Annotated in this window: 15 protein-coding genes; 12 read left to right on the top strand and 3 right to left on the bottom strand. The window is 39.0% G+C overall.

Going from position 1 to position 13,496, the window contains the following annotated elements; translation table 11 throughout:
* From ABJD71_RS09715 to ABJD71_RS09705, 3 genes are all read left to right on the top strand, one after another.
* Positions 1-205 (top strand): hypothetical protein (locus tag ABJD71_RS09715; RefSeq protein WP_348168092.1); only part of this gene is annotated, 205 nt, incomplete at its 5' end.
* Positions 206-330: 125 nt separating this feature from the next.
* Complete coding sequence (locus ABJD71_RS09710) at positions 331-831, top strand: hypothetical protein (protein ID WP_348142193.1); 501 nt, start codon at positions 331-333, stop codon at positions 829-831.
* Positions 832-933: 102 nt separating this feature from the next.
* Entirely contained in the window at positions 934-1,239 is a 306-nt protein-coding gene (locus ABJD71_RS09705; RefSeq protein ID WP_348168089.1) for a hypothetical protein, read from the top strand.
* A 620-nt stretch (positions 1,240-1,859) separates the two neighbouring features.
* Here ABJD71_RS09705 and ABJD71_RS09700 read toward each other — a convergent pair.
* Positions 1,860-2,762 (bottom strand): LysR family transcriptional regulator, encoded by a 903-nt coding sequence (locus ABJD71_RS09700; protein WP_348168086.1) that lies wholly within the window; start codon positions 2,760-2,762, stop codon positions 1,860-1,862.
* Between the two features lie 91 nt (positions 2,763-2,853).
* On the opposite strand from ABJD71_RS09700, the gene ABJD71_RS09695 reads away from it, so the two are divergent.
* Positions 2,854-3,129, top strand: coding sequence for a DUF1330 domain-containing protein (locus ABJD71_RS09695; protein WP_348168083.1), 276 nt, complete (start codon positions 2,854-2,856; stop codon positions 3,127-3,129).
* A gap of 164 nt (positions 3,130-3,293) precedes the next feature.
* Here ABJD71_RS09695 and ABJD71_RS09690 read toward each other — a convergent pair whose 3' ends face one another.
* On the bottom strand, positions 3,294-3,842 hold the full coding sequence (locus tag ABJD71_RS09690; RefSeq protein WP_348168081.1) for a porin family protein: 549 nt from the start codon (positions 3,840-3,842) through the stop codon (positions 3,294-3,296).
* Positions 3,832-4,590 (bottom strand): hypothetical protein, encoded by a 759-nt coding sequence (locus tag ABJD71_RS09685; protein ID WP_348168078.1) that lies wholly within the window; start codon positions 4,588-4,590, stop codon positions 3,832-3,834. The genes ABJD71_RS09690 and ABJD71_RS09685 overlap by 11 nt, the downstream gene beginning before the upstream one ends.
* 382 nt (positions 4,591-4,972) lie before the next feature.
* Here ABJD71_RS09685 and ABJD71_RS09680 point away from each other — a divergent pair, with 382 nt between their 5' ends.
* The 8 genes from ABJD71_RS09680 to ABJD71_RS09645 all read left to right on the top strand — a co-directional run bounded on the left by ABJD71_RS09680 (position 4,973) and on the right by ABJD71_RS09645 (position 13,186).
* Positions 4,973-5,977, top strand: coding sequence for a rhodanese-related sulfurtransferase (locus ABJD71_RS09680; protein ID WP_348168075.1), 1,005 nt, complete (start codon positions 4,973-4,975; stop codon positions 5,975-5,977).
* Positions 5,978-6,083: 106 nt separating this feature from the next.
* Positions 6,084-6,344 (top strand): EF-hand domain-containing protein, encoded by a 261-nt coding sequence (locus ABJD71_RS09675; protein WP_348168073.1) that lies wholly within the window; start codon positions 6,084-6,086, stop codon positions 6,342-6,344.
* 219 nt (positions 6,345-6,563) lie between these two features.
* Positions 6,564-8,672: a S9 family peptidase gene (locus tag ABJD71_RS09670; RefSeq protein ID WP_348168071.1), complete on the top strand. Its 2,109-nt coding sequence runs from the start codon at positions 6,564-6,566 to the stop codon at positions 8,670-8,672.
* Positions 8,673-8,778: 106 nt separating this feature from the next.
* Complete coding sequence (yghU, locus tag ABJD71_RS09665) at positions 8,779-9,663, top strand: glutathione-dependent disulfide-bond oxidoreductase (protein ID WP_348168068.1); 885 nt, start codon at positions 8,779-8,781, stop codon at positions 9,661-9,663.
* A 113-nt stretch (positions 9,664-9,776) separates the two neighbouring features.
* The gene (locus tag ABJD71_RS09660; RefSeq protein ID WP_348168065.1) at positions 9,777-9,956 is read left to right on the top strand and encodes a hypothetical protein; all 180 of its coding nucleotides are present in this window, start codon (positions 9,777-9,779) and stop codon (positions 9,954-9,956) included.
* Between the two features lie 116 nt (positions 9,957-10,072).
* Entirely contained in the window at positions 10,073-10,882 is an 810-nt protein-coding gene (locus ABJD71_RS09655) for a formate/nitrite transporter family protein (protein WP_348168062.1), read from the top strand.
* Between the two features lie 100 nt (positions 10,883-10,982).
* On the top strand, positions 10,983-11,426 hold the full coding sequence (cynS, locus tag ABJD71_RS09650; protein ID WP_133470086.1) for a cyanase: 444 nt from the start codon (positions 10,983-10,985) through the stop codon (positions 11,424-11,426).
* Between the two features lie 32 nt (positions 11,427-11,458).
* Complete coding sequence (locus ABJD71_RS09645; RefSeq protein WP_348168059.1) at positions 11,459-13,186, top strand: bifunctional protein-serine/threonine kinase/phosphatase; 1,728 nt, start codon at positions 11,459-11,461, stop codon at positions 13,184-13,186.
* Positions 13,187-13,496 lie beyond the last annotated feature (310 nt).

The following is a 13,496-nucleotide window of genomic DNA, read 5'->3' as shown; positions in this document are numbered from 1 at the left end:
AGGTGAAATATTAGCGTATACATTATGGCCTTTACTTTATTATTCTGGTTGGCTTGTCTTAAAAGTTATAACCTTTGGTAGTTATCCTCCTAAATCCGATCCAATGTCATTTAATCCAAACAATCATTCAAAGGTTTTTGTACGTTTTTTTGGCTTCTTATTATGGTGCGCGATAGGATTTGTTGTGTTTAAATATTTTTGGTAAATCAAACACATAACAAGCAATTTAACAGTGACAAATAACAGTTGGGTTTTGTTCACTTAGTTCACTATTTTAGCCAACAATTATTTGCCCGTTAATTGGGCGTTAGGAAATCATTCGGAAATTTCATGGAGTTTAATTGGCAAGGAATCATCACTTCGGCTTTAACTGTTGGCCTCATCACGTATGTAATTAATTCTGCTAGCCACTCTGTCGAGAAAGGACAGTTAAAATACGGGCTATTTATAAAAGGATTGGGGATAGTCTGTTTGATATGCTTTTTGGGCCCACTTTGGGTTTATTTAACTGAAAGCTATCAAGTTAATAAACCAGGGGAGGCTACTGCACTCATTGGATTAACAATAGGCTTTGGCTTTTTTGCAATCTGTACGATAGGTGAGGGCTTTTTTGTAAAGGGAAGTTATGATGAATCCACTATTAATTTCTCAACACCATGGACAGGTTCAAAAGCTAGCAATTGGGGAGACCTTGAATCGGTAAAATTTAATATCCTTTGTAGCTGGTACGTTTTGCAATTTAAAGATGGGCATACTATACGCATATCATCTTATTTAGGTGGAAACGGCTATCTATTGGATTTTTTACGTGAAAAAGGACATGATTTCTAACAAGCCAAGTCAACGGGCCTGCTAACAGTTTGCTCGGTTCCGCTTCGCTTCACATTTTAGCAAACTATTAATCAGCTCCTTATTTGGGCGTATGTGTAAGTAATGAGAAAATCAAAACTAATTATATGGTTACCAATATTTCTTGGTGTAGTCCTATTGGTGGTAGCCAAAATTGACTTATACCAATTTGATAATCAGTCAATTGAAGTTCGTGCTATGTTATCGAGAGAGATTCCAATTGTTTTTCTAGGTTTGCTACTTAGCTCAATCATATTTATAAGTAGTTTTTACTGGCTATTAAAAAAGCAGTGGAGTACCGCTCTGCAATCAATTATTAGCCCACTAATATTCATTGTTCTATTTGGTATCAGTGGTGTAATGGGCGGTGCATTTTTAAATGCCACATAGCAGGTTTGTCAACGAACGCATTTCGTGCTGGACCGCTAAAAGCGTAGCTTCGCCACAACGCGGCCCTTCACAAAGGCGTTAGGTGTAAATGAAACAAAGGAGTGTGTTTAATGCCAGCTGAAATAGTGACTGATTTGTTCTCAAGCGCTTTCCGTTTCCTTATAGTTGAGGTGGTTTTAAGTTTTTTGATACAAGGTCCTGGCTATTTACTTTGCAGAATATTTAACAAATCAGTCGAGCCTGATTGTGCGCTTTCTACAATAGTAGGGTTCCTTTTTTGGATTCTCGTTGGTTATTTGAGCTATTCGATTTATCAATTCAACTCCGTTGATGCTTGTTTAGATAGTGGTGGTCTTTATCACTATGACACGTCAGTTTGCGAGAGATAAATTAAAAGTAAGCATTTTATCTTGGCTGTCTAGTGTGATAGTTGCGACATCATTCCACGTGACACTATGCACTTTAGTGTGTTTTTTGAATATTTTAACCCGTAGCTCAGTTTCGGTGGCTTAGTTTTGTCGAAGCCATGTGTTGAGCGCTTCTGGTGTAGCAAATGCCATTATCTTTGATGGCATAGGTGTTGGTACTTCGTTCGTTCTTTTTGAAATTGGATATATTGTTTATATATTGGATTTTGCAAAATAGTAGCGAAATAATTCATAAAACCGTGTGAGGTGTATGGGTTTTTCACCTTGGTACTTGTGTAAAAAGTAGAAATGCCAAGCTCTGCCTCTGGTATCTGGTATTACTCGCTCTATAGAGCCCTCTGCCAGATGTGGCTGCACTAAAAATTCGGGTAGCAACGCGATGCCCATATCATTTACCACTAACTCTAGCGCTGTCACTAGGGTATTCACTTTTGTACTATGAGTAACCTTTACTAAGTGTTTATTGTTTAGTGCGTTATCAAATAGCTGCAATTCATCATGTTGCCAAGCTGTCGCGATAAACTTGTGTTCTGGCAGGCTTTCAACTTTAGTCAGTTCACCTTGCTCTTGTATATACCGACGAGACGCACAAAATATTTCAGACACTTTTCCGATAGACAAGGCTCTATAATTTGAGTCTTCTATGTGACCACCAAAAATGGCGGCATCTAAATTATGCTCAATTAAGTCTAACCAGGTTCCAGATACAACTATTTCGGGGGTTAGCAGCGGAAACTCCAAACATAACTGCCTTATGGCAGGCACCACAAAACCTTTCTCAAAAAATGGCGGCACAGCTACTTTAAAGCTCCCTGATGGTTGTGCTTTTGCACTACTTAACTCGGTTAAGGTAAGGCTAAGTTGTTGGCTTAGCAGCTCGCTTCTTGCCAATAAAGCCTTACCCACAGAGGTTAGCACTAAGCCTCTGGTGTTACGTATGAGTAACTGCTGTCTTGTTGCTTCTTCTAAGCGTTTTATTTGTTGGCTAACAGCTGATTTACTCAAGCCCAGCTTTTTTGCCGCAGCGGTAAACGACTTTTTTTTGGCTACTTCAACAAAGATCAAAATTAATGGTGCGAGCTTTATATTGTCCATATTTTTAAACTATGTGTTTATTTTGTGGTTATTGTTCATTTTTATGCGTGAAGTTAAGGTGTGTCAACCTAATACCTAAAGAGATAGCAAAATGAAAACATTAGTCATAGTTGATGTAAACCCAATAGATAAAACCGTTATAACTGAGTACAGCCAGTTAGCTGCCAAAACATTAGAAGCCTACGGAGGGCAATTTATTGCTAAAGGTCCCATTGAAAGTTTGCATGGTGATGCCCCTTACGCCATGAAAGCTGTGATTGAGTTTCCAGATAAACAAAATGCTCGAGACTGGTACTCCAGTAATGCTTACCAAGCACTCATTCCACTCAGAAATACAGGAATGGATAGCCAATTTCATTTGGTATAGCTAAAAGGAGGTGCAAAGCGCAGCTTTGTAAGCTGCGCTAAAATCAATGTATCCCAGTTTCTTAGCGACTTTGAAGCTGAAGGTAAGCCAAGCGTATCGGCTACGCAATTTGAAAACAAACTGCTTTTTAGGGCGAGCCCTCATGGATACCCTCTTATATTATTTTAGAAGTTATACCTTAAGGACAAATTTACACCTAAATAGTTGTCTTCTTGGCTGTTGGCTTCAGGGTACTTTATTTGCTGTATCTCATAGGTTATCTTATAATTTTTGATGCGCCATGACATGCCTACTGCAGAACTAATGTTTACTAAAGTCTCTTGCTCGAAATCTGACTTATAACGTGTATATCCAGCGCCAAGACGAGCTGTAAGACCAAAAACTCTTCCTAAAGGTTTAGTCACTCTGAGACCCACAAATGCAAACTCGTTGCTTTGTGTAAAATCTACATATAAATTTGAATAGGAGTCTTCAAACCGTTTTTTTACGGTATTGTGTTTTGATATTTCAGCTTCAATAGATAGCCATTCTGTTAAATGATATCCGCCGAGTAAACCATACATAGCTCCTTTGTCATTCACTGTGTTTTTATTATTCATCACTCCAACAGAAACACCTGCGTACCAAGGTTTGGTATCATTTTCAGCCATGCAAGTCGCACTAAATAAAATGGTAACTAAAATTAAAATAGTGCTGATAATGCTATTCATCATATGTTTCTCGTAAGTTTGTTAATGTTATAGACAAAGCTGAAAGTTTTTGTAACGTAAAGCTTCCACCCGCTAGGTTTTCGTCTATGGAGCCATATGATATTGGATACAAACTAATAGTAACTTCACATTGACCGTTATCACCGTCGAGACTAAGTAAACTATTGGCAGGTATTGTTAAAGAGGTTTGTACTGAAGTTAAGGCAAAAGAGGCTCTACCCACACAGTCGCCAGTTAAAAATAGCGTATTATCAATCGGTTGACTCTCCCAACTGATAACTAAATCTTCAGAGTTATGATCATAAATGTCATTAGCTAATGGTGTTATGTAGGTTATGTCTTCTGGGACAAAAGCCACCGATTTTAGCGTCGAACCATTTGCTCTTGAGAAAACTAATGTAAATTCATCATCAGTTTGAATCTCTGTCGTTAACGCTTCCGTATCTATATAAGTAATGTTGTCTTGCTGGTCCCCTTCGTTCTTACTAGCAATAAACTGCAACGGATACTGCTCATTGTTATTAATTGTTAAAAATTGATGCTCGTTATTATTTGAGAGGTAAATGTCACCATCGGAACTGAGATCTGTTAATACTTGTATCGCGCTATCATCAATTGATATTTCGATATTTTGAAAGAGAATCCCATTAGGGTAATCATCTGAAGGCTCAGCTGGGTTGCATGATGTCAACAGTACCGAGGCGACCGTAATGCCGCATAAAACGAACTTATTATTTATAGTGGTTATCATTTATGCCAACTTAAACTTAAAGTAAAAAATAAATTAGAGGCGTCACCATAGCGGTAAATTATTCAATGGTCACGCCTTAACTCTTGACTATCCCTAAACGCTGAAAATGATTAAAACAGAGTGTCTTGATGATTCCCATTATTGTGACTTCTTCGCTATGTATGTGCCTCGCCGCTTGTGGCTTTTTGGTTGCGACGTTAAAGAAGGCGAATGTTTGGTGAGCATACTGAATAATCTTATTAAACGTCGCGCATGCAACCGGTGGTTCAACCACAGAACCCTTAGTTATTGACTTAGGTCATTGACCAAAAAACAAAGATTAGCTACCATCCGCAACCTAATTTTTTGCTCTGGGATTACGCCCCAAACCGCAGGTAATATTATGTCTAAACAATCTAAATTTGTCGTATGCGCGTTATATAAATTTGTTTCTCTTGAAAACTACAAAGAGCTGCGCCAGCCTTTACTTCAGTTCATGGAGTCTCAAAACATCAAAGGTACTTTGCTTCTCGCTGAAGAAGGTATAAATGGTACTGTTTCGGGTACCCGTGACACTATTGATGCTTTACTTGATTGGCTAAATGCCGATGAGCGTTTAAACCCTATTTCTGTGAAAGAATCTTTAGATGAAACCCAGCCATTTCATCGAACTAAAGTAAAGTTAAAGAAAGAAATCGTGACTATGGGCGTTGAGGGTATTGACCCTCGCAAGACAGTAGGTACTTACGTTAAGCCTGCTGATTGGAATGATTTGATTTCAGATCCAGAGGTTTTGTTAATTGATACCCGTAACGATTACGAGATTGAAATTGGCACGTTTAAGCATGCAGTTAACCCTAATACTGAGTCGTTTCGTGAATTTCCTCAGTATGTGAAAGATAATCTTGACCCCGCCAAAAATAAAAAGGTCGCTATGTTCTGTACCGGTGGTATTCGCTGTGAAAAGTCCACCGCTTATATGAAAGAGCAGGGCTTTGATGAGGTTTACCATCTAGAAGGCGGTATTCTTAAATATCTAGAAGATGTGCCTAAAGAAGACACGCTGTGGGAAGGCGATTGCTTTGTATTTGATAACCGCGTAGCAGTAAATCATGATTTAGAGAAAAGTGATTACGACCAATGCTATGCATGTCGTTTACCTATCACAGAAGAAGATAAGCAAAGTGAGCAGTTTGAATCTGGCGTAAGTTGCCCTAAATGTTTTGGTACTCACAGTGAAGAGCAGATTGCCCGTTTTAGAGAAAGAGAAAAACAAGTCAACCTTGCTCGCGAGCGTAAAGAAGAGCATTTAGGGACCGAAGCGCGTAAAGCAATTAAGTTAAGACGCCAACAAAAAGGTGCAGCTCGCCGTGCACAGCGCACAGCAATGGGGAAATCTAACGGCTAAAGGGGTGATTTATTTACCTTTTTTGCTTCTTGTTCACAATAGTGCATAGACACTGGCTTGTGATAAGCGTTAGACTTGGCTCATCGAACAAAACTTTGAAGAAATTATGTCTTTAAATACTGAATCTGAACAAAAACTTGCTCCAGAAAAAATCGCTGAAGCTCGTAAAGAATTTGATTTTTTTGATGCTGATGGCAATGGTGAAATCGGCTTAAAAGAGTTTATTGAACTACTAACGGTTTTATCTCCTAAAACCAAAGCTAGCCACGTAGAAGAAGGTTTTAACTTAATTGATAAGAACCAAGATGGCTCTATCGACTTTGAAGAATTTTTAGTCTGGTGGCAACAATCTTGGTGGGAATACTAGATTTAGTGACCCATTTGCAAAGTTAAAAAGCCCAAACAATCTTGTTTGGGCTTTTTTTATGAATGGAGTAAAGTAGTCCTGAGCTGTTTTTAAATACTCTGCCCCATATACAAGCTATACAATTTATAAGGATATAAAACTATGTATCATCGCCCATTAAGATGGTTGTTATTAATCACAGTTATTAACGTCTTATTTCTCTCATGTGAGCCCATTAAAGTGACCGAACAGAAAACCGAGCAAAAACCATATAGCCGATTAACTCAATTAGCGATACCTGCGCCAATTGCTAGGCAACAAGCTTTCAAAGCCGAATACCATGGAATAGAAATATCGGATGACTATCATTGGTTGAAAGATCAAGGCTATCCCACAGTAGATGATGTGTCTGTACTTGATTATTTAAAAGCTGAAAATCAATACTTTGCAAAGTTCATAGAGCCGAATCAGGCCTTAGTCAGCAGTTTAGTTGAAGAGTTTAAGGGCCGAATTAGCGATGCTGAAACCTCTGTACCTTGGCAAAAAAACGGCTATGTGTATCGCTGGTATTTCAGGGTAGGTGAAGATTACCGAGTGTGGGTAAGACGAGCTATTGATAGCTCTGAAGAACACATTATTTTAGATGAAAATATATTAGCAAAAAATTATGAGTATTTTGATTTAGGCACCCTCAAGGTTAGCCCTGATAATAATTGGTTGGCTTATTCATATGATACAGACGGCAGTGAACGATACACAGTTAAGGTAGTGAATTTAAGCACTGGGGAACATCTAACAGACAAGATTTCTAATACTTATGGCTCGCTGCTGTTTACAAAAGAAAACAATGGTTTGATTTATACCTTGTTAGATGAAAAAGAATTACGAACTAAAAGCGTGAATTTACATTCGTTCGGCGACGAACAACCACAAGACCGTGTTTTAAAGGCTGAAGACGACACTGAGTATTTTTTAGGATTTCATGCCACCAGTAGTGGTGAGTATTTAGTTATCAAGGCGGGTAACTCTGAGGCTACTGAGTCTGTGGTGTTTGATTTAGATGATTTAACTAAAGCACCTGTGTATCTAAGTAGGCGTGAACAAAAATTTTTATTAGAGGTAGATCATGGTAATGGCTTCTTTTACCTTCTAAGCAATGATACCCATACCAATTTTAGGCTCGCGAAGGTGCGTGACCTCGACCCTAAATATGAAAACTGGCAAGATTTTATTGCAGGATCAGATGATAAATACCTTAGAGACTTTCAAGTATTTAAAGGTTTTGTAGCCGTATCCAATAGTATAAAAGGTATTCAGTCATTAAGTATTTTGCCTAACCATAAACCTGCATTTGATATTTCGCTTCCTGAAAAAGTAGCCAGTGTTGGGTTAAGCCTTAATCCTGAATTTAATCAGCAACATGTGCGTATTGCTTACGAGTCTATGATCACTCCTGAAAGTGTTTATGACTTTGATATGGCAAGCAAAGCATTGACCCTCAGAAAAGTAAAAGAGATACCATCAGGTTATGATAAAACCCAATATTACACTGAGAGGCTGATGGCCCCTGCCAGAGATGGTGTTGCAGTGCCTGTTTCAATTGTTTACAAAAAGGGCTTTAAAAAAGATGCTAGCCAACCCGTGTATTTATATGGGTATGGCGCTTATGCATATGGCATGGAGCCAACTTTTTCTACCGCGGTGTTAAGTCTACTGAATCGTGGTTTTGCATTTGCTATCGCCCACGTAAGAGGTGGGGATGAAATGGGCTATCAATGGTATTTAGATGGCAAGCTAACTAAACGCCAAAACACCTTTAATGACTTTGTGGATGTAGCCCAGTTTTTGATAGACCAAAACTATGTGGCAAAAGGTAATATCTCTATTAGTGGCCGCAGTGCGGGTGGCGAGTTAATGGGGGCTGTGGTAAATCAAGCGCCTGAACTTTGGCGTTCGGTTAAATTAGGTGTTCCCTTTGTGGATGTGTTAAATACCATGCTAGATGCAAGCTTACCTTTAACGCCACCAGAGTGGAGCGAATGGGGTAACCCAATTAAGAGTAAAACCTCTTTTGAATACATTAAAAGTTATTCACCTTACGACAATATAGAGGCTAAAGCCTACCCACCTATGTTGGTGACTGGCGGCATTAATGATCCTAGAGTGACCTATTGGGAGCCTGCTAAGTGGACCGCTAAGTTAAGAGCCACCAAAACCGATAATAATTTATTGGTGATGCGTATTAATATGGGAGCGGGGCACTTTGCAAACACTGGACGATATGCACAATTGCAAGATTCTGCTGAAGAGTATGCTTTTACACTTTTGGCTCACGGAATTAAAGAATAATGTGCTTGAGGGAATTATTCGATGATGTCATCGTTCTAATAGTAAAATAACTTTTGTCTGTGGCTTACTTAGTTGACTTCACAGCACTTTAAGGAATGAATTCTCGATGACTGATACACGTTACACTCCCCCTAAAGTTTGGACATGGGATGCCAATAATGGCGGAAAATTTGCCAATATTAATCGCCCAATTGCAGGTGCTACCCATGAGAAAGCTCTACCTGTAGGTAAACATCCGTTGCAATTACACTCTTTGGCTACTCCAAACGGTGTGAAGGTAACTGTAATGTTAGAAGAGTTGCTGGCGGCAGGTGTGTGTGAGGCAGAATATGACGCTTACATAGTGAATATTATGGAAGGCGAGCAGTTTGGTAGTGATTTTGTGAATATTAACCCAAATTCAAAAATACCTGCATTAATGGATAACAGCACTACACCACCCACTCGTGTTTTTGAGTCTGGCGCTATTTTATTGTACCTAGCTGAAAAATTTAATGCATTTTTACCGAGCGACCCCGCTAAAAATCCAGAGTGCTTGTCTTGGTTGTTTTGGCAAATGGGCAGCGCGCCTATGTTAGGTGGTGGTTTTGGGCATTTTTATGCTTATGCACCAGAAAAGTACGAATACCCAATTAATCGATATGCTATGGAAATTAAGCGTCAATTAGACGTATTAGACCGCCAGTTAGCTGATAACGAATTTATCTGTGGTGATGAGTACACCATAGCCGATATGGCAATTTGGGCTTGGTATGGTGTTTTAGTGCTAGGTAAACTCTACGATGCAGCTGAGTTTTTACAAGTTGAAAATTACACTCATGTTGTTCGTTGGGCTAAACAAATTGACGCTAGAGCTGCGGTAAAACGCGGCAAAATGGTAAATCGTACTTGGGGTGAAGAATCTGAACAACTGCATCAACGTAACGATGCCAGTGACTTTGAGAATAAAACTCAAGATAAAATGGACGAAGAAGGAGTGAAAACTCTTTAAGCTTGCAGTTTCTAACATTGCCTCACCCTTTGGGGCAATATTTCTGTTTTCCCTTTTATTGAGGTTTGTTTCTTTGTTATTTTGATTGAATTACGCACTGTCGAGGTGCGAACGTGAACAATTTTGATCTTCATCTTTTTATTCTACTAGGTATTCAACGTTTCATCTCTGTACCCAGAAAACGTTTAAGTGCTTATTTTTATTTGGTATTTTCTTGTTATTTCTGGTGTGACACTCCCTTTGGCCCAGAGTTTGCTTTGTTGAAAAAAGAATCAAAGTCAATGATGACTTAAAATAAAAGATTCAATGGATAACGACGTCCATAAATTCATTAGCTAGCGCTAGTGAATTTATGGACGTTTTTTTTTGCTTCAAAATTACACATAAAATCAAAATACGAGGATTAAACATGTCTTACTTAGAACCTAAAGAGTTTGCCACCAAAATGGTAGACGCCGGTGAACAGAAAATTTTTATGTCCACTAAAGATACGTTAGTTAGAGCATTTATGGCGGGTGCCATTCTAGCTTTGGCTGCGTTTTTTGCGATAACTGTCATTACTAAAACAGGTAATCCTTTGCTTGGAGCAATTCTGTTTCCAGTGGGCTTTATTATGCTCTATTTGATGAAGTATGACTTGTTAACAGGTGTATTTACGTTAGTTCCTTTAGCGGTAATTGATAAAAGACCTGGCTGTACTGTTAAAGGTATGTTGCGTAACTGGGGATTGGTTTTTTGTGGAAACTTTGCAGGGGCATTAACTACTGCATTTTTCGCTTCGTTTATTTTAACTTATGGCTACCAGATAGATGGTGGTGCCGTAGCTGAAAAAGTGGCAACAATAGGTGAGTCAAGAACCCTAGGTTATAAAGAGCAGGGCATTCTAGGTTGGTTCACTATCTTTATCCGTGGCATGTTGTGTAACTGGATGGTGTCTATGGGCGTGGTTGGTGCCATGATTTCTACTTCTGCTGGCGCTAAAATGGCGGCAATGTGGATGCCTATCATGTTGTTCTTCTATATGGTGTTTGAGCACTCAATTGTAAACATGTTCCTTTTCCCATTCTCTATGATCATGGGCGGTGAGTTTGCTATATCTGATTACCTAATATGGAATGAGATCCCAACTGCCTTAGGTAACTTAGTGGGCGGTTTCTTATTAGTTGGCTTACCTATTTACTATACGCACGTGCGTGAAAGTAAAAAGCAGAGCGCTTAAGTTTCCCTTTGGTACTTGCTGGCCTACCTATAGTTCAACAGCCTATTGTTTTTAGCCAGCAAGTATCATTTTTTATTTTTGAATAAAAGAGAGTGATGTAATGAATCGTAATGAAGTTACCGAACTTATTGTTTTACAAAAGCAACTTAAAAACATGACTTGGCCGCAACTAGCTGAAGCGGTGGGTCAAAGTAAAGAATGGACTACCGCTGCCTTATTAGGGCAAATGACGTTAACGGTTGAGCAAGCGACTAAAGTAGGTGAGTTATTAGATCTGCCCGCAACAGCCGTCGCGCAATTACAAGTGGTTCCCTATAAAGGTTCGTTGCCAACAGCAGTGCCTACGGATCCCCTAATTTATCGTTTTTACGAATTAATCAATGTTTATGGAACCACATTTAAAGCGCTCATTCATGAAGAGTTTGGTGATGGTATTATGAGCGCTATCGACTTTGACATGGACTTAAGTCGTCAAGAAGATGCAAAAGGTGATAGAGTCAAAATCACCATGACAGGTAAGTTTTTACCTTATAAAAGTTACTAACATTTTGTTTAAACAGTAAGGAACCACACGCCATGCCCAATCAATTAGTTGTTTCGGTGGGGCAGTATTCTGATAAAGGCCGCAAAGCGGTGAATCAGGATTTTTATGGTGTGATGGTGCCAACTGAGCCTCAATTATCTACCAAAGGTATTGTTGCTGCCATTGCAGATGGTATTAGCAGTAGCGAGGTTAGTCACATTGCCAGTGAGTCTTCAGTCAGGAGCTTATTGGATGATTATTATTGTACGTCAGAAACCTGGTCTGTTAAAAAGTCTGCTGAACGAGTACTTACTGCAAATAATACTTGGTTACATTCTCAAACCGAAAAGAGTGAACATAGGTTTGATAAAAATAAAGGGTTTGTTTGTACCTTAAGTGCTTTGATTATTAAGTCAAACACCGCTTACACCTTTCATATTGGCGACAGTCGCATCTATCATTTTCGAAATGGTAATGGTGTTTCATTAACGGCAGATCATCGTACCTGGGTGTCTAGTGAGCAAAGTTACCTCAGCCGTGCCATGGGCATGTTTAGTCACCTAGAGTTAGACCATGACTCCCTGACAGTTGAAAAAGGGGATGTGTTTATTCTTGCTACAGATGGTGTTTATGAATGCGTAGATAAAAATCTAATGTACCAATTGGTAGAGAAAAATTCCACTAACTTAGACGAAGCCGCTGCTAAAATAGCGGAGTATGCTTTGAATCAAGGCAGTGATGATAACCTAAGTGTACAAGTGGTTAGACTTGATAACTTGCCCAGTCAAGATGTAAATGAGCGTGTTAAGGAGCTGACAATATTACCTTTTCCTCCTGTGATGGAGGTACGAGAAGAATTTGATGGCTTTAAAATTTTGCGGGTCTTGTACTCAACTAGCCGCAGCCATGTATATTTAGCTGAAGATTTAATTAGTGGTTCTGATTTACCTGTAGTGATAAAAGCCCCATCTATTGATTTAAAAGATGAACCTGCTCATCTTGAACGTTTTTCAATGGAAGAGTGGATAGCTAAACGTATCAATAGTGCCCATGTACTGAAACCCTGCGACGTGACTCGTAAACGAAACTTTTTGTTTACAGCATTTGAGTTTATAGAAGGTCAAACACTAACACAGTGGATGAGAGACAATCCTAAGCCTAGCTTACAGAGTGTCCGTGAAATAGTGGCGCAAATTGCTACAGGGTTACAAGCGTTTCACCGCTTAGAAATGCTGCATCAAGATATTCGTCCAGAGAACATCATGATTGATAAGTCGGGTGTGGTGAAAATAATTGATTTTGGCTCTACTAAAGTAGCTGGTTTGATGGAAATGACTCAGTCTATAGAGCATGATAATATTTTAGGCACAATGCAATATACCGCACCTGAATACTTTTTAGGGGAAGCTGGGACTCCACGATCAGATTTGTTTTCACTTGGGGTCATTACTTATCAGATGTTAACAGGGAAATTGCCTTACGGCACGAGTGTCTCTCAATCCCGAACTAAATCCGCTCAAAATAAGTTGCGTTATCAAACAGCATTACATGATGATAGAGAAATACCTGCTTGGGTAGATGACACCTTGAAAAAAGCCCTGCACCCCAATCCTTATAAACGTTACCAAGAACTATCAGAGTTTATCTTTGATTTAAGTCAACCCAGCAAACGCTTTTTAAGTAAAACTAAGCCGCCTCTTATTGAAAGAGATCCCGTTGTTTTTTGGCAATGTGTCAGCATAATTTTAGTGTTAATTATTATAGGGTTATTGGCAAAATAAATCTCTGTTGTGACTTTAGTGATATCTGTTTAGTTTTTTCAACGCGATAGGGCACCTAGATATACGAATTAATAATGATGCCTGCTTATGCTAATTGATGTGTATTGTCGCTTACTTGTACCGTTTTCTTTTACCCTAAATATCAAGATCCCGTTATTTTATAGCGCTGCAAGTATACTTACCTGAGTAAGTGTTACTCTGAATGCTTGTGTAATGTGGTAGAAGAAGTCGCGCTAAATCAACTCGGTATTTAAGCAAATTATAGGTTGGACTCACAAAGTAAAGTCGACATTAACGTAGGGTTGAGATT

It is taken from the genome of Paraglaciecola sp. (genome assembly GCF_039943935.1).
In the GTDB taxonomy this organism is placed as follows: domain Bacteria; phylum Pseudomonadota; class Gammaproteobacteria; order Enterobacterales; family Alteromonadaceae; genus Paraglaciecola.
This window is presented reverse-complemented; position numbering and strand designations above follow the sequence as displayed.

Bases quoted from the DNA above. Each gene is read 5' to 3' on its own strand.
- yghU (WP_348168068.1), top strand. From the start codon at position 8,779: ATGACTGATACACGTTACACTCCCCCTAAAGTTTGGACATGGGATGCC.
- ABJD71_RS09705 (WP_348168089.1), top strand. From the start codon at position 934: ATGAGAAAATCAAAACTAATTATATGGTTACCAATATTTCTTGGTGTA.
- ABJD71_RS09695 (WP_348168083.1), top strand. From the start codon at position 2,854: ATGAAAACATTAGTCATAGTTGATGTAAACCCAATAGATAAAACCGTT.
- ABJD71_RS09680 (WP_348168075.1), top strand. From the start codon at position 4,973: ATGTCTAAACAATCTAAATTTGTCGTATGCGCGTTATATAAATTTGTT.
- ABJD71_RS09710 (WP_348142193.1), top strand. From the start codon at position 331: ATGGAGTTTAATTGGCAAGGAATCATCACTTCGGCTTTAACTGTTGGC.
- cynS (WP_133470086.1), top strand. From the start codon at position 10,983: ATGAATCGTAATGAAGTTACCGAACTTATTGTTTTACAAAAGCAACTT.
- ABJD71_RS09655 (WP_348168062.1), top strand. From the start codon at position 10,073: ATGTCTTACTTAGAACCTAAAGAGTTTGCCACCAAAATGGTAGACGCC.
- ABJD71_RS09690 (WP_348168081.1), bottom strand. From the start codon at position 3,842: ATGATGAATAGCATTATCAGCACTATTTTAATTTTAGTTACCATTTTA.
- ABJD71_RS09645 (WP_348168059.1), top strand. From the start codon at position 11,459: ATGCCCAATCAATTAGTTGTTTCGGTGGGGCAGTATTCTGATAAAGGC.
- ABJD71_RS09700 (WP_348168086.1), bottom strand. From the start codon at position 2,762: ATGGACAATATAAAGCTCGCACCATTAATTTTGATCTTTGTTGAAGTA.
- ABJD71_RS09685 (WP_348168078.1), bottom strand. From the start codon at position 4,590: ATGATAACCACTATAAATAATAAGTTCGTTTTATGCGGCATTACGGTC.
- ABJD71_RS09675 (WP_348168073.1), top strand. From the start codon at position 6,084: ATGTCTTTAAATACTGAATCTGAACAAAAACTTGCTCCAGAAAAAATC.